Genomic DNA, 22,981 nt, shown 5'->3' with positions numbered 1-22,981 from the left:
GCATCCAGTCTTTTTCTTTGGCACAATGAGGATATGCCCTGGTGATTTTATGAGGTGACTATGGATATCTTTATTTCAAAGAAGATGCGTAATTTCATTCTGTTGGCGCAAACCAATAATATTGTCAGGGCGGCGGAAAAAATACATATGACGGCTTCTCCCTTTGGCAAAAGCATTTCGGCGCTGGAGGACCAGATTGGTTATACGCTGTTTACCCGCAAAGATAACAGCATCAGCCTGAACAAGGCGGGGCAGGAGCTGTATCAAAAACTTTTTCCGATTTATCAGCGTTTATCCGCAATCGATAACGAAATTCACCACTCGGCCCGTCGCTCACGCAATATAGTGATCGGCATTGACAATACCTATCCCACCATTATTTTCGATCAACTGATAAGTCTCGGCGACAAGTATGACGGCGTGACCGCACAGGCCGTTGAATTTAGCGAGAATGGGGTGATTGATAACTTGTTCGACAGAAAGCTCGATTTTATTCTGTCGCCGCAGCAGGTTTCTGCCCGCGTCCAGCAGCTGGACAATCTCACCGTGACAGATTTGCCGCCGCTGCGTCTGGGTTTTCTGGTCTCCCGACGTTATGAAGAGAGGCAACCGCAGGAGCTCTTACAGGAGTTGCCCTGGTTACAAATGCGCTTCCAGAACCGGGCCAATTTTGAAGCCATGCTGGATGCGTATATGCGCCCGTGTGGCATTAGCCCCACGATTATCTATCGGCCTTACAGTTTTATGGCGAAAATTAGCGCCGTAGAGCGCGGGCAGTTTTTGACGGTAATTCCGCATTTTGCCTGGCGTCTGGTGAATCCGGCGAAACTCAAGTATTTCGACGCGCCGCACAGCCCGATGTATATGCGTGAGTTTCTCTATTCCCTGAAGAACCATCGTTATACCGCCACGATGCTTCAGCATATTGCCGAAGATCGTGACGGTACCGCGAATTAACCGAGCATTGAACCGCTTTCCATCAGGTTGCGGTGCAGATCAAACGCGTGACTCAGATCGTGATGGATATGTCCGCCGGGGGCGTTTTCCAGATAACGGTGCAAATAATCCCGGTACAGCGGATGCGCGCAGTTGTCGATAATCGTGCGCGCGCGCTGAAGCGGAGATAACCCGCGCAAATCAGCAATACCTTGTTCGGTAATGATGACTTTCACGCTATGTTCACTGTGATCAACGTGACTGCACATCGGGACAATCGTTGAAATCTTCCCGTCTTTCGCAATAGACGGGGCCATAAAGATAGACAAATAGGCGTTACGTTCAAAATCACCGCTGCCGCCGATGCCATTCATCAGATTGACACCGGCAATATGCGTCGAGTTAGCGTGACCATAAATATCAAACTCCAGACCGACATTCAGCGCAATCACACCAAGACGGCGAATAATCTCCGGATTATTGGAGATCTCCTGTGGGCGAAGCACGATGCGACTGGCGAAGAAATCCATGTTGTCGTAAATCGTCTGCAGTGAGCTGGCAGAAACGGTCAGACTGGATGCACTGGCGCCGGTAATTTTCTCCGTCTCCAGCAGATGCACCACCGAGTCTTGCAGTACTTCGGAATACATCATAAACGGCGGGATTTCCGGATTTTCGCCAAGTCTCGCCATGACCGCATTGTTAATATTGCCAACCCCGCTTTGCAGGGGCAGAAATTCCGGTGGAATGCGCTGATTCGCGATTTCATTGAGTAAGAACGCCACGACGTTGTCGGCAATTTGCTGGCAGGTCGGGTTTTCTTTTATCGTCATATTTCCGGCGTCGGGTAATTCAGTGTCCACCAGGGCGACAATCTTTTTGGGATCAATCTGCACACAATGGCTGCCTACGCGATCCATCGTATGGAAAATGGGAACGCTATTTCGCCGCGGCGGCGCGCCGGGAATGACAATATCGGCCAGTTCAGAGACTCGCGGGCTATGGTAGTGATTCAGTTCTATGATCACTTTTTTTGCTCGCAGCAGCCAGGTTGGCGCATTGCCGATCCCGCTGGAAAGCCAAACCCGGCCATCCGGCGCAATCGATGAGGCTTCGATCACCGCAATGTCGATGTCGCCAAAGAAGCCGTAATTGACCATCTGCGCCACTTCACTCAGGTGCAGATCAACAAAATTAACCTGCCCTTGATTGATTTTTTCCCGCAGGCAGGCGGAGGTCTGGTAGGGCGCTCGCCAGGAGACGGCGTCCGCCTCTGACAAGGCGTCATCTGCCGCCGCGCCGATAGAGGCGCCGGTCAGTAGACGGATCTGAAAGGGCTGCTGTGCGTCATGTTTTTCACTGGCACGTCTGGCAATGGCGGCAGGCAGGGCTTTCGGCGAACCTGCCGGGGTAAAGCCGCTGAAGGCAACCATATCATCGTGCTGAATAAACTCCGCCGCTTCATCGGCGCTCATTCGTTTCATTCTGCGTTCCTTCGTTGGACGCGATTAATGGCCGACAAAATTCGGTTTCCGTTTTTGCAGGAACGCGTTCATCCCTTCCTGATAGTCCTCGCTGTCGTAAACGGCGCGGCGCATTCCCTGAATTCGCTCAAACTCATCAGAGTTCATGGTGTGCGCTTCACCCAGTACGCGTAGCTCTTCCTTGATGACGGCGATCGCCAAAGGCGCTTTTTCTGAAATGTGGTGCGCCATCTGGAGGGTGAAATCTTCCAGCTCGTCGACATCGACCACATGGTTAAGAATGCCGACAGCCAGCGCCCGTTGTGCGGTAATGGGGGAAGCGGTAAAAATCAGCTCTTTGACGATATGGAAACCGGCGTCACGCGTCAGGTTATGAATGCCCACCAGGTTATACGGCACGCCGAGATTAACCGGGGTCATTGAGAAGGTCGATGTGCTGGCGGCGATAATCAAATCGGAACTCATGATCATCTCAAACGCGCCGCCCCAGACGCTGCCTTCGACCATCGAGATCACCGGTTTGGGATATTTTTGGATCATGCGGGTGATCTGGCGCAGCGGATCGTCATAAGAGAGCGGATCGCGCCGTCCAGTGGGCAGCTCGTGAATGTCATGGCCTGCCGAGAAGACTTTTGCCCCGCTGGGGGCGCGCAAAATAATGCAACGAATGTCCGGTCGATTGAGGTCGCTCAGCGCCTGCATTAAATCGTCCATAAACACTTTACTCAGGGCGTTGAGTTTACGGGCATAGTTAAACTCTATAACGGCAACTTTCTGAATAATGACAACGTTAACATATTGATAAGACATAAAAGTTCCTTTATTCAAAATACTGGTGCTGGAGAAATTCGTTGATGTGACGCAGGCCGGTGCGCGGTGACAGGTCATTGTTTTTGACCGCCTGCAGCATTTGATGGAAATAACGGTCAAATTCGGTGCGGGTAAAGAGCAGGCGCAGCACCGATGCTTCGGTCTGTTTTTGCAGCCACTCTACCGACTGCTGCTGGCGAACTTGCTCTAGCCGACCGCTGGTGGTAAGTGCGGCTCTGAAGTGGGTGATGGTCTGCCAGATCTCTTCAATGCCGCGTTTTTCAAGCGCGCTGCAGGCCAGAACCTGTGGCTGCCACTCTTCATACTTGCGGCGTAAAATGTGCAGCGCGGATTCATACATATGGCGGGCAATGGCGACGTTGGGGCGATTGTCGCCGTCATCCTTATTAATGACGATCAGATCCGCCATCTCCATGATCCCTTTTTTGATCCCTTGCAAATCGTCGCCACCGCCGGCGATTTGCAGCGAGACAAAGCAGTCCACCATGCGGGCGACTTCAATTTCTGACTGACCCACGCCAACGGTTTCAACAATGACCACATCGAAGCCCGCCGCTTCGCAGAGCAGCATCAATTCGTGAGCGCGCTGGCTGGTTCCACCCAGATGCCCGCTGGACGGCACCGGGCGAATAAACGCGGCATCGGAGCGCGCCAGTTCCGTCATGCGGGTTTTGTCACCGAGAATACTGCCGCCGCTCACCGGGCTGCTCGGATCGACAGCGATAACCGCCACTTTCAAACCGTGGCGGATAAGCAACATGCCGAACGCTTCCAGAAAGGTGCTCTTGCCCGCGCCAGGTGTACCGGTAATGCCCAGACGCAGGGCGTGCCCGGTAAACGGCATGATCGCATCGAGCAGTGTCGTGCTCAGCGCCTGATGCCCGGGATGGCGGCTTTCTATCAGCGTCATGGCCTGAGCGAGCGTGGCGCGATCGCCCAGCCGTAATCGCCGGATAGTCTCTGCCAGTGTGGCATCGTTAATCATGATGTTGCCCAATGCGGGTCAACACATCGCGTACGCTTTCCAGCATGGGGGTGCCGGGACCATAAATTGCCGCGACACCGTGTGCTTGCAGGAAAGCGTAATCCTGAGGCGGGATCACGCCGCCTGCCACGACTAAGATATCGTCGCGCCCCCAGTTTTTGAGCGCAGCCACCAGTTCAGGGATCAGTGTTTTATGTCCGGCGGCCAGCGACGATGCGCCGACGACGTGGACGTCGTTTTCAATCGCCAGACGGGCGATCTCCTCTGGTGTGGAAAACATCGGGCTGAGATCAACGTCGAAACCGAGATCGGAATAGGCGCTGGCGATCACTTTCGCGCCGCGATCGTGACCATCCTGACCCATTTTGGCGATCAGGATCCGTGGGCGGCGGCCATGATCGGTGAGAAACTGTTCGGTTTGCGCAAGGATGGCGTCGAACTCAGCGGCAGACTTGCTGGATTGATGATAACTTTGCGCAATCACGCCGGTGACGCACTGGCTGGGGACCAGGTAACGGTCGAACGTCGTTTCCAGCGCGTCGGAGATTTCACCCAATGTGGCGCGAGCCCGGGCGGCAATCACTGCGGCGGCAAGCAGGTTTTCATTATGTTGTGCGGCATGGGTGAGGGCGCTCAGCGCGGATTTGACCGCCGCGTCGTCGCGGGTGGCGCGGATGTGCTTCAGTGAGGCAATTTGCTCGTTGCGGACTTTAACGTTGTCAATTTCCAGCACTGGCGTTTCGTCTTCTTTCTCCAGCTTGTACTTATTCACCCCGACGATCACTCGTTTGCCCTGATCGATCAGCGACTGTTCGCGCGCGGATGCCTCTTCGATCATCCGTTTCGGCAGTCCGGCTTCGATAGCCTTTGCCATGCCGCCCGCCTCATCGATTTGCTGGATGATCGCCCGCGCCTGCTTAACTATCTGGTCCGTCAGCGACTCAACGTAGTAAGAGCCGGCCAGCGGATCGACGGTGCGACAAATTTCTGACTCTTCCTGAATGATGATTTGCGTGTTGCGGGCGATACGCGCCGAAAAGTCAGTGGGCAGTCCCAGCGCTTCGTCGAAGGCATTGGTATGGAGAGACTGGGTACCGCCAAGTGTAGCGCCAAGCGCTTCAATGGTGGTGCGGATGACATTGTTATAGGGATCTTGTTCGGTCAGACTCCAGCCGGAGGTCTGGCAGTGGGTGCGCAGCGCCAGCGATTTCGGGTTGGTTGCCCCGAAACTGCTGACCGCTTCGCTCCACAGGTAACGCGCGGCGCGCAGCATGGCGACGTTCATAAACAGATCCATGCCGATCCCGAAGAAGAAAGATAAGCGGGGAGCAAAATCATCAATTTTCAGTCCCGCAGAGAGCGCTGCCTTGATGTATTCAATGCCGTCCGCCAGGGTGAACGCGACCTGCTGTACACAGTTAGCGCCAGCTTCCCCCATGTGATAACCGCTAATGCTGATGGTGTTAAAGCGGGGCATATTGCCCGAACACCAGGCAATGATGTCGGCGATAATGCGCATGGAGGGTTTCGGCGGATAAATATAGGTGTTGCGGCACAGGTACTCTTTCAGGATATCGTTTTGAATCGTACCGGTAAGTTGTTCTGGTGTGACGCCCTGTTCTTCTGCGGCCACGATATAAAACGCCATGACCGGCAATACCGCGCCGTTCATGGTCATGGAGACGGACATTTTATCCAGTGGGATCTGGTCGAACAGGACTTTCATATCTTCCACGGTATCAATAGCGACACCGGCTTTACCCACATCGCCTGCTACACGTGGATTATCAGAGTCGTAACCGCGATGGGTGGCTAAATCAAACGCGACGGAGAGCCCTTTTTGTCCGGCGGCGAGGTTACGACGGTAAAAAGCGTTAGACTCTTTGGCGGTGGAGAAACCGGCGTACTGGCGAATGGTCCAGGGCTGCGCCGTGTACATGGTGGCGCGTGGGCCGCGAACGTAGGGCGGCAGGCCGGGGAGGGTATCCATCACTTCCAGGTTGTCGAGGTCGGCGGGGGTATATAACGGCTTGACGGCGATCCCTTCTGCCGTATGGCGTACAAGATCCTCAATGGTTTTTTCCTGGCGGCTGAGTTCCTTATTGGCCAGCCGTTGCCAGTCCAGCAAATTTGACATGTGTTGCTCCGTATTACGCAATGGAATGGGTTCTTGCGAATACGGTGAGCTTTTTAACCTGCTCTGTCGCCAGCAAAAAATAGCCAACGACGCGTCGTTTTTTGCCGCCTGGAATTTTTTATTTTGTGATGGATTTCAAAGACTTTTTTGGGCGAGTTAGCCGGATAAACGTACTGTTATCCGGCAATCGGATATTAATCCTGACGCAGCACTTTATGACCGTACGCCAGCAGCGCGTCAGTGACGTTGCGCATCATGCGGCTCTCCGGCGCAAAACGGTGCCAGTAAAGCATCCGGCGTTGAAACAGACCGGGCGTTAAGTCGATCAGCTCGCCGCTGTCTAACTCTTTCTCAATCTGCAAATGGGGGATCATACAGCAGGTCGTACCCTGACGAGCCAGCTGTACAAAGGCTTCAGAAGAGTTAACGATGTGGCACGGTACGCTACCCGGCGGCAGGTCAAAGTTCTGCTGCAGGAAGGCCTGGTGCATATCATCGAGATGGTCAAACGCCACGGCGGGCGCTTTCAGCAGCGCCGAGCGGGTGACGCCGTTCGGAAAATAGCGTGCCGCAAAGGCACGTGAGGCCACGAACAGATAGTCGAGCGCGCCGAGCTTATCGACCAGACAGCTTGGCAGCGCCTGGTGCTGGATACTCACTGCACCCACCACCTCGCCGCGGCGCAGACGTTCTTGCGTACGGGTTTCGTCTTCTACCTGCAAGTTCAGGCGGATAGGCGAATCAGCCAGCACGGGGGCCAGCGCGGGCAGCAGCCAGGTTGCCAGACTGTCGGCGTTAACTGCCAGTGACAGCAGCAGCGGCGTGGAGCCAGTTTGCTCGTCTCCCAGCCATTCGTCTTCCAACAGCTCAACCTGACGCAGCAGCGCCAGCAGCTTTTGCCCTTGCTCGGTTGGGCGTGGCGGAACGGTACGTACCAGCAGCGGCTGCCCGAACATATTCTCAAGCTGTTTTATGCGTTGTGAGACGGCGGATTGCGTGATGCACAGCTTCTGTGCCGCGCGCTCAAATCCTCGTTCACGTATCACCGCATCCAATGCTTGTAGTGTTCTGTAGTCCGGACGTTTCATTGCTCTGACGTACTCCTAAATTTTGGGGGTTCTGCACTATGACACAAATTTTAGTTGGGTACAGACGAATTCCACCGTCTGCAAATGGGGTTGGGGACATTTTTCTCGTCAATGTTCTATAATGCGCCTGAAATTTCACACCACAGGCGAAACGACCATGACGCAGGATGAACTGAAAAAAGCAGTAGGATGGGCGGCACTTCAGTATGTACAACCCGGAACCATTGTAGGAGTAGGGACAGGCTCAACCGCCGCGCACTTTATTGATGCGCTGGGTACAATGAAAGGCCAGATTGAAGGCGCAGTGTCCAGTTCGGATGCGTCCACTGAAAAACTCAAAAGCCTTGGCATTCATGTTTTTGATCTTAACGAAGTGGACAGCCTGGGTGTCTACGTTGACGGCGCGGATGAAATCAACGGCCACATGCAGATGATCAAAGGCGGCGGCGCGGCGTTAACCCGTGAAAAGATTATTGCCTCGGTGGCGAAGAAATTCATTTGCATCGCGGATGCTTCCAAAGAGGTCGATATTCTGGGGAATTTCCCTCTGCCGGTTGAAGTGATCCCGATGGCGCGTAGCGCCGTTGCACGTCAGTTAGTGAAGCTCGGTGGCCGTCCGGAGTATCGTCAGGGCGTGGTGACCGATAACGGCAACGTGATCCTTGACGTACACGGTATGGAAATCATCGACCCTATCGCGATGGAAAATGCCATCAACGCGATCCCGGGCGTCGTGACTGTCGGCCTGTTCGCCAACCGTGGTGCGGACGTTGCGCTGATTGGCACCGCTGACGGTGTGAAAACCATCGTGAAATAATCTGACAAGGGAACCGCTTCCCCTGTTAAAAAATTTTCGGTAGGGCAAATTTGGTGACATGTATCACGTTTAGAATCTTGCCCTGCCGATCTCGCTAAACTCCTGGCACTTCTCAGCATTTTCCTCTGTTATTTCTTGTCGAATGATATGTCCTCAGAATGGCGACGCAAACGTTCATATTGCCGTGATAGTTTTTTTTGATATGTTGAAGGCGGATGCAAATCCACACACACAACATCAGATTGATAAAAAGACAGGATCGGGGAAATGGCAAAGGTATCGCTGGAGAAAGACAAAATTAAATTTCTGCTGGTTGAAGGTGTGCACCAACGGGCACTGGAAAGCCTTCGTGCAGCAGGTTATACCAACATCGAATTCCATAAAGGCGCTCTGGATGCCGAGCAACTGAAAGAATCGATCCGTGATGCCCACTTCATTGGTCTGCGATCCCGTACTCATCTGACAGAAGAGGTGATTGAATCGGCAGAGAAACTGGTGGCGATTGGCTGTTTCTGCATCGGCACCAACCAGGTTGACTTGAACGCTGCATCAAAGCGGGGGATCCCCGTGTTTAACGCGCCATTCTCAAATACCCGTTCTGTTGCGGAACTGGTGATTGGGGAACTGCTACTGCTGCTTCGCGGCGTCCCGGAGGCAAACGCCAAAGCGCATCGTGGCGTCTGGAATAAGCTGGCATCGGGCTCTTTTGAAGCGCGTGGCAAAAAACTGGGCATCATTGGTTACGGCCATATCGGTACTCAGTTGGGTATTCTGGCGGAATCGCTGGGGATGCATGTCTACTTCTATGATATTGAAAACAAATTACCGCTGGGTAATGCGACTCAGGTACAGCACCTCTCCGACCTGCTGAACATGAGCGATGTGGTGAGTCTGCATGTACCGGAAAACGCCTCGACCAAAAACATGATGGGCGCGAAAGAGATTGCGTTGATGAAGCCTGGTTCATTGCTGATCAACGCCGCGCGTGGGACGGTCGTGGATATTCCGGCACTGTGCGATGCGCTGGCAACCAAACATCTGGCGGGTGCCGCGATCGACGTTTTCCCGACGGAGCCGGCAACCAACAGCGATCCTTTCACCTCTCCGTTGTGTGAGTTCGACAACGTGATCCTGACCCCGCACATTGGTGGCTCAACCCAGGAAGCGCAGGAGAATATCGGTCTTGAAGTTGCCGGTAAACTGACGAAATATTCTGACAACGGCTCCACACTTTCTGCCGTCAACTTCCCGGAAGTGTCTCTGCCGTTGCACGGCGGCCGCCGTCTGATGCACATCCACGAAAACCGTCCAGGCGTATTAACTGCGCTTAACCAGATTTTTGCTGAACAGGGCGTCAACATTGCGGCGCAATATCTGCAAACCTCTGCGCAGGTGGGTTACGTGGTCATTGATATTGAAGCCGATGAAGATGTGGCGGAGAAAGCGCTGCTGGCGATGAAGGCGCTCCCTGGCACTATTCGCGCGCGTTTGTTGTACTGATTTCCCTGTCTGCCCGGTGGCGCTGCGCTACCGGGCTTACGGGCGAGTTACCACTCCCACACTTTCGACGGTGTAACGACAGCCGGTAAGGGAATATCCCACTCTTCAACTGGCAGTTTTTCGACTAACTGACAGTCATGGGCGTAGCCTACCGGTTGGATCTTGTGTTGCCGCCAGTTCTGCAATGTCCGGTCATAAAATCCACCGCCCATGCCCAGACGCTGTCCCTCTTCGTCAAACGCCACTAACGGCGTGACCAGCACATCCAGTTGCGCAAGGGGTAATACGTCGCGCACATCCAGTTTTGGCTCCTGAATCTTCAGGCGATTGGTGACCAGTTTGCTTTGAGGATGATAGTGCAGAAACAATAAATTGCCGGGGCTAAACGGATGCAGGACCGGGAGATAAACACGTTTACCGGCTCGCCAGAGTTGTTCTATCAGCGGTTGAGTGTCGAGTTCGCCATCGAACGAGAGAAATAACGCGACAGTGTGTGCCATTACTACCGGTGGGTAAGCAAGCATTCGGTTTGCTGCGTGCTGGCCGAAATCAGTTTGCTGCTGGGGAGTTAGTGCTCGTCGACGTTGACGTATTATCTGGCGGATTTCTTGTCGGGATAAAGAGAGTTCGGGAAGTTGTGTCATAGCTGTTGGTAGGTAGAAGGGGAATCTCCGAGATGCCGCCGCAGGCTGTAACCCTTGAACCCTTGGTTCAAGGTGAATGCGTCGTCACAGTTTTAAGGCTTCTCGGACGGACCGAGCATGCTCACCAACCGTGGAGCGCCACATTCTTGTGGTATGAAATATCGGCTCAGGGGACTGGCCCGCTTGCAAACATCTCAGAGAAATTTTGTCTTCACGGTCACTCTACCATAGTAAACCGAAAAGTGTTATTCAAAGTTTTGGCCCGTTTTTTCGGTTATGCGACCCTGATCAAGCAACGCTTGTTCGATGGTCTGTTGCAGCATCCGAATACGTTGTTCCATGCTTGCCGCGTAGTCACGCGTCTTCGCTTTTTCCTGAGCTAATTCATAGCTGATGTTCAATGCGGCGATGAAAACCAGCTGCTCAGTATTTGTGACTCTAGTGCGAACTTTTAGATCTTGCAACCGCTGATTAAGATCGTCCGCTGCCTGATTCAACGCATCCTTTTGTTCTGGCGGGCAATTCACTCGCAGTGAACGGCCAAATATTTGGATATCGACGGGTTGTGCAGACATGCCACCTTCCTGCTGATTGACTGCGCTGCCTTCGTCTCCGAACCCTGGGTCCGCGAAGGGGCGACACTATAGCTACCCTGGTATGAAGATACAAGCCCTTTTCTGGTTCACCAGGGTCCAAAGTGGTAGCATATCATGAATATCCTCCCTTTGATGACGAATGCTTATGTCTATACAGAACGAAATGCCTGGTTACACCGAAATGAACCAGTTTTTGAACCAACAAGGGGCAGGATTGACCCCAGCCGAAATGCACGGTTTGATAAGCGGGATGATTTGTGGCGGTAACAATGACAGCTCCTGGCAGCCGCTGCTTCATGACCTGACAAACGAAGGTTTGGCCTTTGGTCATGAACTGGCGCAGGCATTGCGCAACATGCATGCCGCAACAAGCGATGCGCTGGAAGATGACGGCTTTCTTTTTCAGCTTTTTCTGCCTGAAGGCGACGACGTCAGCGTGTTTGATCGCGCCGATGCACTGGCAGGCTGGGTCAATCACTTTTTACTCGGACTTGGCGTCACACAGCCTAAGCTCGACAAAGTGACGGGTGAAACCGGCGAAGCGATTGACGACCTGCGCAACATTGCGCAGTTGGGTTATGACGAAGACGAAGATCAGGAAGAGCTGGAGATGTCGCTCGAAGAGATCATCGAATATGTGCGTGTTGCGGCGCTGCTGTGCCACGACACCTTTACGCGTCAGCAGCCCACCGCGCCGGAAGTGCGCAAACCGACCCTGCATTAAGAACGAAAACGCCAAGGAGAGTGTTATGAGCGAACTATCCCTGCAAGAATACCTGCGTCGTCGCCAGGCATTACTGGCGCAAATGCCGGCTGGCAGCGCGGCGCTGATTTTCGCCGCACCAGAAGCGACGCGTAGCGCGGACAGTGAATATCCGTATCGCCAGAGCAGCGACTTCTGGTATTTCACCGGTTTTAATGAACCGGAAGCGGTGCTGGTGCTGATTAAAAGCGATGACACTCATAACCACAGCGTTTTGTTTAACCGGGTTCGCGACCTGACCGCGGAGATTTGGTTTGGCCGCCGTCTCGGGCAGGATGCCGCGCCAGAAAAACTGGGCGTGGATCGTGCTCTGGCGTTCAGTGAGATCAACCAGCAACTCTTCCAGTTGCTTAATGGCCTGGATGTGGTGTACCACGCGCAAGGCGAATATGCCTGGGCGGATGAAATTGTCTTTACCGCGCTGGATAAGCTGCGTAAAGGGGCGCGTCAGAATCTGAAAGCGCCGGCGACGCTCACCGACTGGCGACCGATGGTGCATGAAATGCGCCTGTTTAAATCAGCGGAAGAAATCGCCGTAATGCGACGTGCCGGAGAGATCAGCGCGCTGGCGCATACGCGGGCGATGGAGAAATGCCGTCCGGGTATGTTTGAGTATCAACTGGAAGGGGAGATTCACCACGAATTTACGCGTCACGGCGCGCGTTATCCTTCCTATAACACCATAGTGGGCAGCGGCGCAAATGGCTGCATCCTGCATTACACCGAAAATGAAAGTGAAATGCGCGATGGCTCGTTGGTGTTGATTGACGCCGGATGCGAATACAAAGGGTATGCCGGGGACATCACGCGAACCTTCCCGGTCAACGGCAAGTTCACGCCTGCCCAGCGCGAGATTTACGACATTGTACTGGCGTCGCTGGAAACCAGTTTGCGCCTGTATCGCCCAGGCACCTCCATTCAGGACGTGACCGGCGAGGTGGTGCGCATTATGGTCACCGGCCTGGTGAAACTGGGCATCCTGAAGGGCGAAATCGATCAACTGATCGCCGATAACGCTCATCGTCCTTTCTTTATGCATGGCCTGAGTCACTGGCTGGGGCTGGATGTGCATGATGTCGGCACATATGGCAAGGATCGTTCCCGCCCGCTTGAGCCGGGTATGGTTCTGACCGTGGAGCCTGGTCTCTACATCGCGCCAGATGCCGACGTACCGGAAGTATATCGCGGTATTGGTATCCGAATTGAAGATGACATTGTCATCACACAAACCGGTAACGAAAACCTGACCGCCAGCGTAGTGAAAAAAGCGGACGACATTGAAGCCTTAATGGCTGCGGCGCGCCAACAATGAGCGTGATTATCGTCGGTGGCGGGATGGCCGGGGCGACGCTGGCGCTGGCAATATCTCAATTGAGTCATGGCAAACTGCCGGTGCATCTGATTGAAGCGACATCGCCTGAAGCACAGGATCACCCTGGTTTCGACGCCCGGGCAATCGCCCTGGCGGCAGGAACCTGTCAGCAACTGGCGCGGATGGGTATTTGGCAGGCGATTGCCGATTGCGCAACGGCCATCAATACCGTTCACGTCAGCGATCGCGGGCATGCCGGGTTTGTCACCCTGGATGCGCAGGATTACCGGATTGCAGCGTTAGGGCAGGTCGTTGAGTTGCACGATGTCGGTCAGCGTTTGTTCGGGCTGTTGCGCAAAGCGCCGGGCGTGACGCTGCACTGCCCCGCTCGTGTCGCCACTGTCTCACGCACGCAGGAGCAGGTAAACGTTACGCTGGAAAACGGTGATGTGATTACCGGCGACGTGTTAGTTGCGGCTGATGGCACGCGTTCAGCGCTGGCAACGGCCTGCGGTGTGGACTGGCAGCAAACGCCATACGAACAGCTAGCGGTGATCGCCAACGTCGCTGTCTCTGTGCCCCACGAAGGTCGTGCGTTTGAGCGCTTTACCCAACATGGACCACTGGCGATGTTGCCAATGTCTTCCGAGCGCTGCTCACTGGTGTGGTGTCATCCGCTTGAGCGGCGTGATGAGGTGATGGCCTGGTCTGATGAACAGTTTTGCCGTGAATTGCAGAGCGCATTTGGCTGGCGGTTGGGGCGAATTACCCAGGCCGGGAAACGCAGTGCCTATCCGCTTTCGCTGACCACGGCGGTCAAAGCCGTCACCCATCGTACCGTGCTGGTGGGGAATGCCGCGCAGACACTACACCCTATCGCAGGACAAGGTTTTAATCTTGGATTACGCGATGTGATGAGCCTTGCCGAAACGCTGACCCAGGCGTGGCAAGCCGGTGAAGATGTTGGCGAATATTGTGTGCTGTCGCGTTATCAACAACGTCGACAGGCTGATCGTGAGACAACGATTGGCGTCACGAACAGTCTGGTTTATCTGTTTGCCAATCACTGGGCGCCACTGGTTGTTGGGCGCAATGTCGGATTGATGGCAATGGAATTATTGACACCGGCACGCGATGTGCTGGCGGAGCGCACCCTGGGTTGGGTCGCGCGCTAAATATAACCTGTAGGCCGTAATAAAGAAGTGGGCCTGATTAGCGTTGCACCATCAGGTAATGCAGCGGAAGTAATGCCGGATGGCGGCTTTGCCTTATCCGGCCTACGGTTTTTGATTGTCCTATTTTCAGGAGCAAACAGTGCAAAGTGTTGATGTAGCTATTGTGGGGGGCGGCATGGTAGGTCTGGCCGTCGCCTGCGGTTTACAGGGTAGCGGCTTACGCGTTGCCGTGCTGGAACAGCATGTCCCTCAGCCACTGGCGAATGATGCTCCACCGGCGCTTCGTGTGTCGGCCATTAATGCCGCCAGCGAAAAATTGCTCACGCGTCTCGGTGTGTGGTCAGATATTGTTGCCCGTCGGGCCAGTTGCTATCACGGCATGGAAGTCTGGGACAAAGACAGTTTTGGACGCATTGCGTTCGATGATAAAAGCATGGGCTACAGCCATCTTGGGCACATCGTTGAAAATACGGTGATCCACTACGCTTTGTGGCAAAAAGCGCAACAATCCTCTGATATTACATTGATGGCTCCTGCAGAACTGCAGCAGGTGGCCTGGGGGGAAAATGAAACGTTTCTGACCCTGAAAGACGGCACGATGCTAACCGCTCGTTTGGTGGTTGGGGCGGACGGCGCTAACTCCTGGCTGCGCAGCAAAGCTGATATACCGCTGACCTTCTGGGATTATCGCCATCATGCGCTGGTCGCCACCATTCGCACCGAAGAGGCGCATGATGCCGTTGCTCGCCAGGCGTTTCATGGTGAGGGTATTCTCGCGTTTCTGCCGCTCGTCGACCCGCATCTTTGCTCTATTGTCTGGTCGCTTTCGCCGCAAGAGGCTGAGCGGATGCAACAGGCGAGCGAAGAGGAATTTAACCGGGCGTTGAATATTGCGTTTGATAACCGGTTGGGGCTGTGTAGGGTGGAAAGCGAACGTCAGGTGTTCCCGCTGACGGGGCGCTATGCGCGCCAGTTTGCCGCCCATCGTCTGGCATTGGTCGGCGATGCCGCCCATACCATTCATCCACTGGCGGGACAGGGGGTTAACCTCGGCTTTATGGATGCAGCGGAACTTATCGACGAACTGAAGCGGTTGCAGCGCCAGGGCAAAGATATCGGCCAGTATCTCTATTTGCGTCGTTACGAGCGTAGCCGTAAGCACAGTGCCGCCATGATGCTGGCCGGTATGCAAGGTTTTCGCGAGCTATTTGCTGGGGAGAATCCGGCGAAGAAATTGCTGCGCGATATTGGTCTGAAACTGGCCGATACCCTTCCTGGTGTAAAACCGCAACTTATCCGTCAGGCGATGGGGCTGAATGATTTGCCTGAGTGGCTTCGTTAAGAAATCCTCCCGCTTTTAAGAGTTTGAGACCCGTCACACTTTCTTCTCCCGGCCTTCACGCCGGGGGATTTCCCTCATTTGAAATAATCTAATTCCACGCTGTTTTTCGCATTAGATTTTTTTATATCACGATTTTCTCTCGTCTCGATTTTTGACATTTTTTTAGAATTTAATATCGATTTATGCGGCTATTTGTTCCTGTTATTTATGTGTTATGGACGCGTTAATTATATTTTTGGTTTTTTATTCCGTGGTCTGCTTTGCCGTTTTTTGGCATAAGCTAATGTGATGGTTAATTTTACCTTATGGTTAAGCATCAGTTTCGGTGGTAAGTTCAAGGGAAAGAGAACGTTTGCGTTGAGGCCATAACGTGGCTTCGATAACGGGTTTCGTGGCGTAAATTTCATCACGAAATGGTTGTAAGCCCTGCTTATTCAACGAGGAAAAGATGGCTCAACAGACTCCTTTGTACGAACAACACACGTTATGTGGCGCCCGGATGGTCGATTTCCATGGCTGGATGATGCCGCTGCATTACGGTTCCCAGCTCGATGAGCATCATGCTGTGCGCACCGATGCCGGTATGTTTGATGTTTCGCATATGACGATTGTCGATCTGCGAGGCAGCCGCACCCGGGAGTTTTTGCGTTATCTGCTGGCAAATGACGTGGCAAAGCTAACGAAGAGCGGGAAAGCCCTCTACTCCGGTATGCTGAATGCCTCGGGCGGCGTGATAGATGACCTTATCGTCTACTACTTCACTGAAGATTTCTTCCGCCTCGTTGTTAACTCCGCCACCCGCGAAAAAGACCTCTCCTGGATTTCCCAACACGCCGAACCTTATGCCATCGACATTACCGTCCGTGACGATCTGTCGTTGATCGCTGTACAGGGGCCAAACGGGCAGGCGAAAGCAGCTGCGTTGTTTACTGAAGAACAGCGTCGCGCAGTCGACGGGATGAAACCGTTCTTTGGCGTCCAGGCGGGCGATCTCTTTATTGCGACAACCGGTTATACCGGTGAAGCGGGCTATGAAATCGCCATGCCAAATGAAAAGGCGGCAGATTTTTGGCGTGCGCTGGTGGAAGCGGGTGTGAAACCGTGTGGTTTGGGCGCGCGTGATACGTTGCGTCTGGAAGCCGGCATGAACCTGTACAGCCAGGAGATGGACGAAAGCATTTCTCCATTAGCCGCCAACATGGGCTGGACCATTGCCTGGGAACCGACTGACCGTGATTTCATCGGTCGCGAAGCGCTGGAAACGCAGCGTGAAAAAGGGCACGAGCAGTTGGTCGGTCTGATCATGACGGAAAAAGGCGTGTTGCGTAATGAGTTGCCGGTTCGCTTTATCGATGCACAGGGCAACACGCAGGAAGGCATTATCACCAGCGGCACTTTCTCTCCGACGCTGGGTTACAGCATTGCGCTGGCGCGTGTGCCAGCGGGCATTGGTGAAACGGCGATTGTGCAGATCCGTAACCGCGAGATGCCGGTAAAAGTAACGAAACCTGTTTTTGTGCGTAACGGCAAAGCCGTCGCGTGATTCATCCTTTTTTGGAGATTGATTGATGAGCAACGTACCAGCAGAACTGAAATACAGCAAAGAACACGAATGGCTGCGTAAAGAGGCGGACGGTACTTACACCGTGGGCATTACCGAACACGCACAAGAATTGTTGGGCGACATGGTGTTTGTCGATCTGCCAGACGTCGGCACCACCGTTAGCGCAGGCGATGATTGCGCGGTTGCAGAGTCCGTTAAAGCGGCATCTGATATTTATGCGCCAGTCGGTGGCGAGATCGTCGCTGTTAACGACGCGCTCAGCGACTCTCCGGAGCTTATCAACAGCGAACCGTATGCGGGTGGCTGGATTTTCAAAATCAAAGCCAACGACGCGAGCGAAATCGACGCGCTGCTGGATGCCACTGCATACGAAGCCCTGTTAGAAGACGAATAAATACGCTTCATACTTCGCGCTGCAGGCGCGTTGGCTGCGCTCGTTCACCCCAGTCACGTACTTATGTACGTGACTGGGGATTCACTGACTTGCCGCCTTCCTGCAACGCGAATTATTTTGCGTATTCAGGTAAGTAGAGACACCTACGATTCACTGCACGTTTCAGGAACCATCGCCCATGACACAGACGTTAAGCCAGCTTGAAAACAGCGGCGCTTTCATTGAACGCCACATCGGACCGGACGCTGCGCAACAGCAAGAAATGCTGAATGCCGTAGGCGCCGAGTCGTTAAACGCGCTGATCGGCCAGATTGTGCCGAAAGATATTCAGCTTGCGACCCCGCCGCAGGTGGGTGAAGCTGCGACCGAATATGCTGCGCTGGCAGAACTCAAAGCTATCGCCAGCCGCAATAAGCGCTTCACGTCTTACATCGGCATGGGCTACACCGCCGTGCAATTGCCGCCGGTTATCCTGCGTAATATGTTAGAGAATCCGGGTTGGTACACCGCGTATACGCCATACCAACCGGAAGTTTCCCAGGGTCGTCTGGAATCACTGCTGAATTTCCAGCAGGTGACGCTGGATCTGACTGGTCTGGATATGGCCTCTGCGTCTCTGCTCGACGAAGCGACTGCGGCGGCCGAAGCGATGGCAATGGCGAAACGCGTGAGTAAGCTGAAAAACGCGAACCGTTTCTTTGTCGCCTCCGACGTGCATCCGCAAACGCTGGACGTGGTCCGCACCCGTGCGGAAACCTTCGGTTTTGACGTGATCGTCGACGACGCCGCAAAAGTGGTTGATCACCAGGATGTGTTTGGCGTGCTGTTACAGCAGGTGGGCACGACCGGGGAAGTCCATGATTACAGCGCGCTGATTAGCGAGCTGAAGTCGCGCAAAATTGTGGTCAGCGTTGCCGCCGATTTTATGGCGCTGGTTCTGCTGACGGCACCTGGTAAACAAGGCGCAGATATCGTGTTCGGTTCTGCACAACGCTTTGGTGTACCGATGGGCTACGGCGGCCCGCATGCGGCATTCTTTGCCGCGAAAGATGAATTCAAACGCTCTATGCCGGGTCGTATTATCGGCGTATCAAAAGATGCGGCGGGCAATACCGCTCTGCGTATGGCGATGCAGACTCGCGAGCAGCATATCCGTCGCGAGAAAGCGAACTCCAATATCTGTACCTCTCAGGTGCTGCTGGCCAACATCGCCAGCCTGTATGCGGTTTATCATGGGCCGGAAGGGCTGAAACGCATTGCAAATCGCATTCATCGCCTGACCGATATTCTGGCAACCGGCCTGCAACAGAAAGGGATGAAGCTGCGTCATGCGCACTACTTTGACACGCTGTGCGTGGAAGTGACTGACAAAGCTGCGGTACTGGCGCGCGCTGAAGCGGCAGAAATCAACCTGCGTAGCGATATCCACAATGCGGTCGGCATTACGCTGGATGAAACGACTACCCGTGAAAACGTGCTGGCGTTGTTCTCCGTGCTGCTTGGCGATCATCATGGCCTGAATATCGACACGCTGGACAAAGACGTCGCGCATGACAGTCGTTCTATTCAGGACAGCATGCTGCGTGACGACGAGATCCTGGCGCATCCGGTATTCAACCGCTATCACAGCGAAACCGAGATGATGCGTTACATGCACTCTCTGGAACGCAAAGATCTGGCGCTGAATCAGGCGATGATCCCGCTGGGCTCCTGCACCATGAAACTGAACGCCGCTGCCGAGATGATCCCTATCACCTGGCCGGAGTTTGCTGAACTGCATCCTTTCTGCCCTGCGGATCAGGCGGAAGGGTATCATCAGATGATCAGCCAGCTTTCTGAATGGCTGGTTAAACTGACCGGTTACGACGCCGTGTGCATGCAGCCGAACTCGGGTGCGCAGGGTGAATATGCGGGTCTGTTGGCGATTCGTCATTACCACGAAAGCCGCAACGAAGGGCATCGCGATATCTGTCTGATCCCGGCGTCTGCTCACGGCACTAACCCGGCGTCGGCGCAAATGGCGGGGATGCAGGTCGTCGTCGTCGCGTGCGACAAACAGGGCAACATCGATCTGGTGGATCTGCGTGAGAAAGCAGAGCAGCACGGTGATAGCCTCTCCTGCATCATGGTGACGTACCCGTCCACCCACGGTGTGTATGAAGAGACGATCCGTGAAGTGTGCGAAATCGTTCATCAGTTTGGCGGCCAGGTTTACCTTGATGGCGCAAACATGAACGCGCAGGTCGGTATCACTACGCCTGGCTTTATCGGCGCAGATGTATCGCACCTCAACTTGCATAAAACCTTCTGTATTCCGCACGGCGGTGGCGGCCCAGGTATGGGTCCTATCGGGGTGAAATCGCATCTGGCGCCGTTTGTACCAGGTCATAGCGTGGTGCAGATCGAAGGCATGCTGACCCGTCAGGGCGCAGTTTCCGCCGCGCCATTCGGTAGCGCTTCTATTCTGCCTATTAGCTGGATGTACATCCGCATGATGGGCGCAGAAGGTCTGAAAAAAGCAAGCCAGGTGGCGATTCTCAATGCTAACTACATTGCCAGCCGTCTGAAAGATGCCTATCCGGTGCTGTACACGGGTCGTGATGGCCGCGTGGCGCACGAATGCATTCTCGATATTCGCCCGCTGAAAGACGAGACGGGCATCAGTGAACTGGATATCGCCAAACGCCTGATCGACTACGGTTTCCATGCGCCGACCATGTCCTTCCCGGTTGCGGGTACGCTGATGGTGGAACCGACGGAATCCGAAAGCAAGGTTGAACTGGATCGCTTTATCAATGCGATGCTGGCGATTCGTGCTGAAATTGATCGCGTGAAAGCGGGCGAGTGGGCACTGGAAGATAACCCTCTGGTTAACGCGCCGCACACTCAGAATGAGCTGGTGGCGGAGTGGAATCATGGGTACACCCGTGAAATCGCTGTGTTCCCTGCGGGCGTAGAGAACAAATACTGGCCGACGGTAAAACGTCTCGACGATGTCTACGGCGACCGTAATCTGTTCTGCTCTTGCGTACCGATGAGCGAATACCAGTAATTTTCCGCTTCAACTATCTTTTAAAGGCGCTTCGGCGCCTTTATTTTTGGGGAGAAGGGTATGGCAATCGCACTTGTAACGGGCGGCAGCCGGGGGATCGGGCGCGCAACCGCACTGCAACTGGCGACAGAGGGGTACACCGTCGCCGTTAACTTTCATCACAATATTCGCGCGGCAACGGAAGTGGTCAACACAATTGTCGCTGCGGGCGGTAAGGCATTCGCCCTGCGTGCTGACATTAGCGATGAAAGCCAGGTGATGTCGATGTTTGACTCTCTCGATCGTATCGGTGAACCGCTGACTGCGCTGGTGAATAACGCCGGGATTTTGTTCGAACAAAGCACGGTAGAAAATCTGACCGCCGAGCGGATTAATCGCGTGTTGGCCACTAACGTGACCGGTTATTTCCTCTGTTGCCGGGAGGCCGTGAAGCGAATGTCGCTTAAGCATGGCGGCAAGGGCGGGGCGATTGTGAATGTCTCCTCGGCGGCAGCACGGCTTGGCGCACCTTTCGAGTATGTCGATTACGCGGCGTCGAAAGGGGCGGTAGATACGCTTACCACCGGTCTGGCGCTGGAAGTGGCGGCGCAGGGAATACGCGTGAACTGCGTGCGTCCTGGCCTGATCTATACCGACATGCATGCTTCAGGCGGTGAGCCAGGCAGAGTTGATCGCGTTAAGTCCATGCTACCTATGCAACGTGGTGGGCAACCGAAAGAGGTTGCTCAGGCGATTGTCTGGCTTTTGAGTGAGAAAGCGTCGTATGTGACGGGCAGTTTTCTTGAGCTGGCGGGTGGAAAATAGGACGTTAATTGCCGGAGAACGCGTTTTCGCCCTCCGGCAAAAAATCACAGATTCTCGCCGTTACTGGCAATCACTTCTTTATACCAGTTGAAGCTCTTCTTACGTGAACGAGACATATCGCCAGTGCCGTCGTCATGCTTGTTCACATAGATAAAGCCGTAACGCTTGCTGTACTGTCCGGTGGTGAAAGAGACGCAATCAATGCAGCCCCACGGGGTATACCCCATCAGATCCACACCATCATACGTCACTGCTTTTATCATCTCTTCGACGTGGGCGCGCAGATAATCGATACGGTAGTCATCGTTGATGCTGCCATCTTCTTCCACTTTGTCGTAGGCGCCAAAGCCGTTTTCCACGATAAACAACGGTTTCTGATAGCGTTCATATAGCTCGCAAAGCGCGTAACGCAGACCCGTCGGGTCAATTTGCCACCCCCAGTCGGACGCTTTCACGTGTGGATTCGGTACGCTGCCTTCGAAACCGGAAATCGCATCGCCACTGCCGCCTTCGGCTTTTACTGCGTTGGTCATGTAATAGCTGAAACCAAGATAATCACAGGTACCTTCACGCAGAACTGCGCTATCCCCCTCTTCCATTTTGATGTTAAAACCCCGGCGTTCCCATTCGTTTAGCACATAAGAGGGGTAGTAACCGCGTAACTGTACGTCGGTAAAGACATAGCGTTCACGCATCGATTCCTGTGCAAACATCATGTCTTCTGGCTTACAGGAGAAGGGATACAGCGGCACCATCGCCAGCATACAGCCGACTTTCATTTCAGGATTAATACGGCGTGCCGCTTTCACCGCCAGGGCGCTGGCGACAAACTGATGATGCAGCACCTGATACAGGGTCTCTTGTGGGTTTTCATGTTCGGTGTAGACCACACCAGAGCAGCAGTAGCCAAACAGTGGTGCGCGCCAGTTCCGCTGATTGTTTATCTCGTTGAAGGTCATCCAGTATTTGACCTTGTGCTGGTAGCGTTCAAATACCACTTCAGCGAAACGCACAAAGAAATCCACGACTTTACGGTGAGTCCAGCCCCCGTACTGCTGTACCAGATGTAACGGCATTTCGAAGTGGGAGAGGGTGATAACAGGTTCGATATTGTATTTGAGCAATTCGTCGAACATGTCATCGTAGAATTTTAGCCCTTCTTCGTTAGGCTGAGTTTCGTCGCCTTGTGGGAAGATGCGGGTCCAGGCGATGGAGGTTCGGAAACATTTAAAACCCATTTCGGCGAAGAGTTTAATATCTTCTTTGTAGTGCCCATAGAAATCGACGGCTTCGTGGTTGGGATAGTATTTTCCCGGCACCACTTGCTGGGTGATTTCACGCGGAACGCCGTGTGCGCCGCCGGTCAGCACGTCACAAATGCTCGGTCCTTTGCCACCTTTGTTCCAGCCGCCTTCAACCTGGTGGGCTGCGACGGCGCCACCCCATAAGAAATCTTTCGGTAAGGTGATTTTTTTCATTTAGGCTCAATCTCAAATTAATGATCTTCTGATTTTGAGTCTAACAAAGAGATATGAAATGTCACGATATAACAAAATA

General features: G+C 54.0%; 19 protein-coding genes and 1 other RNA gene. 11 read left to right on the top strand and 9 right to left on the bottom strand.

Going from position 1 to position 22,981, the window contains the following annotated elements:
- The first annotated feature begins 60 nt into the window (after positions 1–60).
- Positions 61–957, top strand: coding sequence for a LysR family transcriptional regulator SrsR (gene srsR / locus NNO04_RS06160; protein ID WP_271443923.1), 897 nt, complete (start codon positions 61–63; stop codon positions 955–957).
- Here the strand turns inward: srsR and NNO04_RS06155 are convergent.
- The 5 genes from NNO04_RS06155 to argP all read right to left on the bottom strand — a co-directional run bounded on the left by NNO04_RS06155 (position 954) and on the right by argP (position 7,461).
- Entirely contained in the window at positions 954–2,420 is a 1,467-nt protein-coding gene (locus NNO04_RS06155) for an acetyl-CoA hydrolase/transferase family protein (RefSeq protein WP_271443922.1), read from the bottom strand. The two genes, srsR and NNO04_RS06155, sit on opposite strands and share 4 nt — an antisense overlap.
- 24 nt (positions 2,421–2,444) lie before the next feature.
- Entirely contained in the window at positions 2,445–3,230 is a 786-nt protein-coding gene (scpB, locus tag NNO04_RS06150) for a methylmalonyl-CoA decarboxylase (RefSeq protein ID WP_271443921.1), read from the bottom strand.
- A gap of 10 nt (positions 3,231–3,240) precedes the next feature.
- Positions 3,241–4,236: a methylmalonyl Co-A mutase-associated GTPase MeaB gene (gene meaB / locus NNO04_RS06145; protein WP_271443920.1), complete on the bottom strand. Its 996-nt coding sequence runs from the start codon at positions 4,234–4,236 to the stop codon at positions 3,241–3,243.
- On the bottom strand, positions 4,229–6,373 hold the full coding sequence (gene scpA, locus NNO04_RS06140) for a methylmalonyl-CoA mutase (RefSeq protein WP_271443919.1): 2,145 nt from the start codon (positions 6,371–6,373) through the stop codon (positions 4,229–4,231). Before scpA ends, meaB begins: the two co-directional genes overlap by 8 nt.
- Positions 6,374–6,567: 194 nt before the next feature.
- The gene (gene argP / locus NNO04_RS06135; protein ID WP_162380179.1) at positions 6,568–7,461 is read right to left on the bottom strand and encodes a DNA-binding transcriptional regulator ArgP; all 894 of its coding nucleotides are present in this window, start codon (positions 7,459–7,461) and stop codon (positions 6,568–6,570) included.
- A 157-nt stretch (positions 7,462–7,618) separates the two neighbouring features.
- On the opposite strand from argP, the gene rpiA reads away from it, so the two are divergent.
- Positions 7,619–8,278, top strand: a complete 660-nt coding sequence (rpiA, locus tag NNO04_RS06130) for a ribose-5-phosphate isomerase RpiA (protein ID WP_271443918.1) — start codon at positions 7,619–7,621, stop codon at positions 8,276–8,278.
- 267 nt (positions 8,279–8,545) lie between these two features.
- The gene (gene serA, locus NNO04_RS06125; protein ID WP_271443917.1) at positions 8,546–9,778 is read left to right on the top strand and encodes a phosphoglycerate dehydrogenase; all 1,233 of its coding nucleotides are present in this window, start codon (positions 8,546–8,548) and stop codon (positions 9,776–9,778) included.
- Between the two features lie 47 nt (positions 9,779–9,825).
- Here serA and NNO04_RS06120 read toward each other — a convergent pair whose 3' ends face one another.
- From NNO04_RS06120 to zapA, 3 genes are all read right to left on the bottom strand, one after another.
- Positions 9,826–10,422: a 5-formyltetrahydrofolate cyclo-ligase gene (locus tag NNO04_RS06120; protein ID WP_271443916.1), complete on the bottom strand. Its 597-nt coding sequence runs from the start codon at positions 10,420–10,422 to the stop codon at positions 9,826–9,828.
- A 20-nt stretch (positions 10,423–10,442) separates the two neighbouring features.
- Positions 10,443–10,626, bottom strand: a non-coding RNA gene (ssrS, locus tag NNO04_RS06115) — 6S RNA.
- Positions 10,627–10,667: 41 nt separating this feature from the next.
- Positions 10,668–10,997: a cell division protein ZapA gene (gene zapA, locus NNO04_RS06110; protein WP_162380175.1), complete on the bottom strand. Its 330-nt coding sequence runs from the start codon at positions 10,995–10,997 to the stop codon at positions 10,668–10,670.
- A gap of 166 nt (positions 10,998–11,163) precedes the next feature.
- Between zapA and NNO04_RS06105 the strand changes: the two genes are divergently transcribed.
- The 8 genes from NNO04_RS06105 (at position 11,164) to NNO04_RS06070 (ending at position 21,424) form a co-directional block, all read left to right on the top strand.
- Positions 11,164–11,742, top strand: a complete 579-nt coding sequence (locus NNO04_RS06105; protein WP_271443915.1) for a YecA/YgfB family protein — start codon at positions 11,164–11,166, stop codon at positions 11,740–11,742.
- A 25-nt stretch (positions 11,743–11,767) separates the two neighbouring features.
- A complete protein-coding gene (gene pepP / locus NNO04_RS06100; protein ID WP_271443914.1) occupies positions 11,768–13,093 on the top strand; it encodes a Xaa-Pro aminopeptidase in 1,326 nt (441 codons plus the stop codon).
- Complete coding sequence (gene ubiH / locus NNO04_RS06095) at positions 13,090–14,268, top strand: 2-octaprenyl-6-methoxyphenyl hydroxylase (RefSeq protein WP_271443913.1); 1,179 nt, start codon at positions 13,090–13,092, stop codon at positions 14,266–14,268. The genes pepP and ubiH overlap by 4 nt, the downstream gene beginning before the upstream one ends.
- A 139-nt stretch (positions 14,269–14,407) precedes the next feature.
- A complete protein-coding gene (gene ubiI / locus NNO04_RS06090; protein ID WP_271443912.1) occupies positions 14,408–15,610 on the top strand; it encodes an FAD-dependent 2-octaprenylphenol hydroxylase in 1,203 nt (400 codons plus the stop codon).
- Positions 15,611–16,058: 448 nt separating this feature from the next.
- Entirely contained in the window at positions 16,059–17,153 is a 1,095-nt protein-coding gene (gene gcvT / locus NNO04_RS06085; protein ID WP_192613412.1) for a glycine cleavage system aminomethyltransferase GcvT, read from the top strand.
- 25 nt (positions 17,154–17,178) lie between these two features.
- Positions 17,179–17,568 (top strand): glycine cleavage system protein GcvH, encoded by a 390-nt coding sequence (gene gcvH, locus NNO04_RS06080; protein WP_271443911.1) that lies wholly within the window; start codon positions 17,179–17,181, stop codon positions 17,566–17,568.
- 178 nt (positions 17,569–17,746) lie between these two features.
- A complete protein-coding gene (gcvP, locus tag NNO04_RS06075; RefSeq protein ID WP_271443910.1) occupies positions 17,747–20,620 on the top strand; it encodes an aminomethyl-transferring glycine dehydrogenase in 2,874 nt (957 codons plus the stop codon).
- Positions 20,621–20,680: 60 nt separating this feature from the next.
- Positions 20,681–21,424 (top strand): SDR family oxidoreductase, encoded by a 744-nt coding sequence (locus NNO04_RS06070; protein ID WP_271443909.1) that lies wholly within the window; start codon positions 20,681–20,683, stop codon positions 21,422–21,424.
- A 44-nt stretch (positions 21,425–21,468) separates the two neighbouring features.
- Here NNO04_RS06070 and bglA read toward each other — a convergent pair whose 3' ends face one another.
- The gene (gene bglA, locus NNO04_RS06065; RefSeq protein ID WP_271443908.1) at positions 21,469–22,902 is read right to left on the bottom strand and encodes a 6-phospho-beta-glucosidase BglA; all 1,434 of its coding nucleotides are present in this window, start codon (positions 22,900–22,902) and stop codon (positions 21,469–21,471) included.
- Positions 22,903–22,981: the final 79 nt, after the last annotated feature.

This window comes from Citrobacter sp. Awk 4 (genome assembly GCF_028069725.1).
Classification (GTDB): Bacteria; Pseudomonadota; Gammaproteobacteria; order Enterobacterales; family Enterobacteriaceae; genus Citrobacter_D.
Note: the sequence above shows the minus strand (reverse complement) of the source record. Positions and strands in the feature narration are given on the sequence as shown.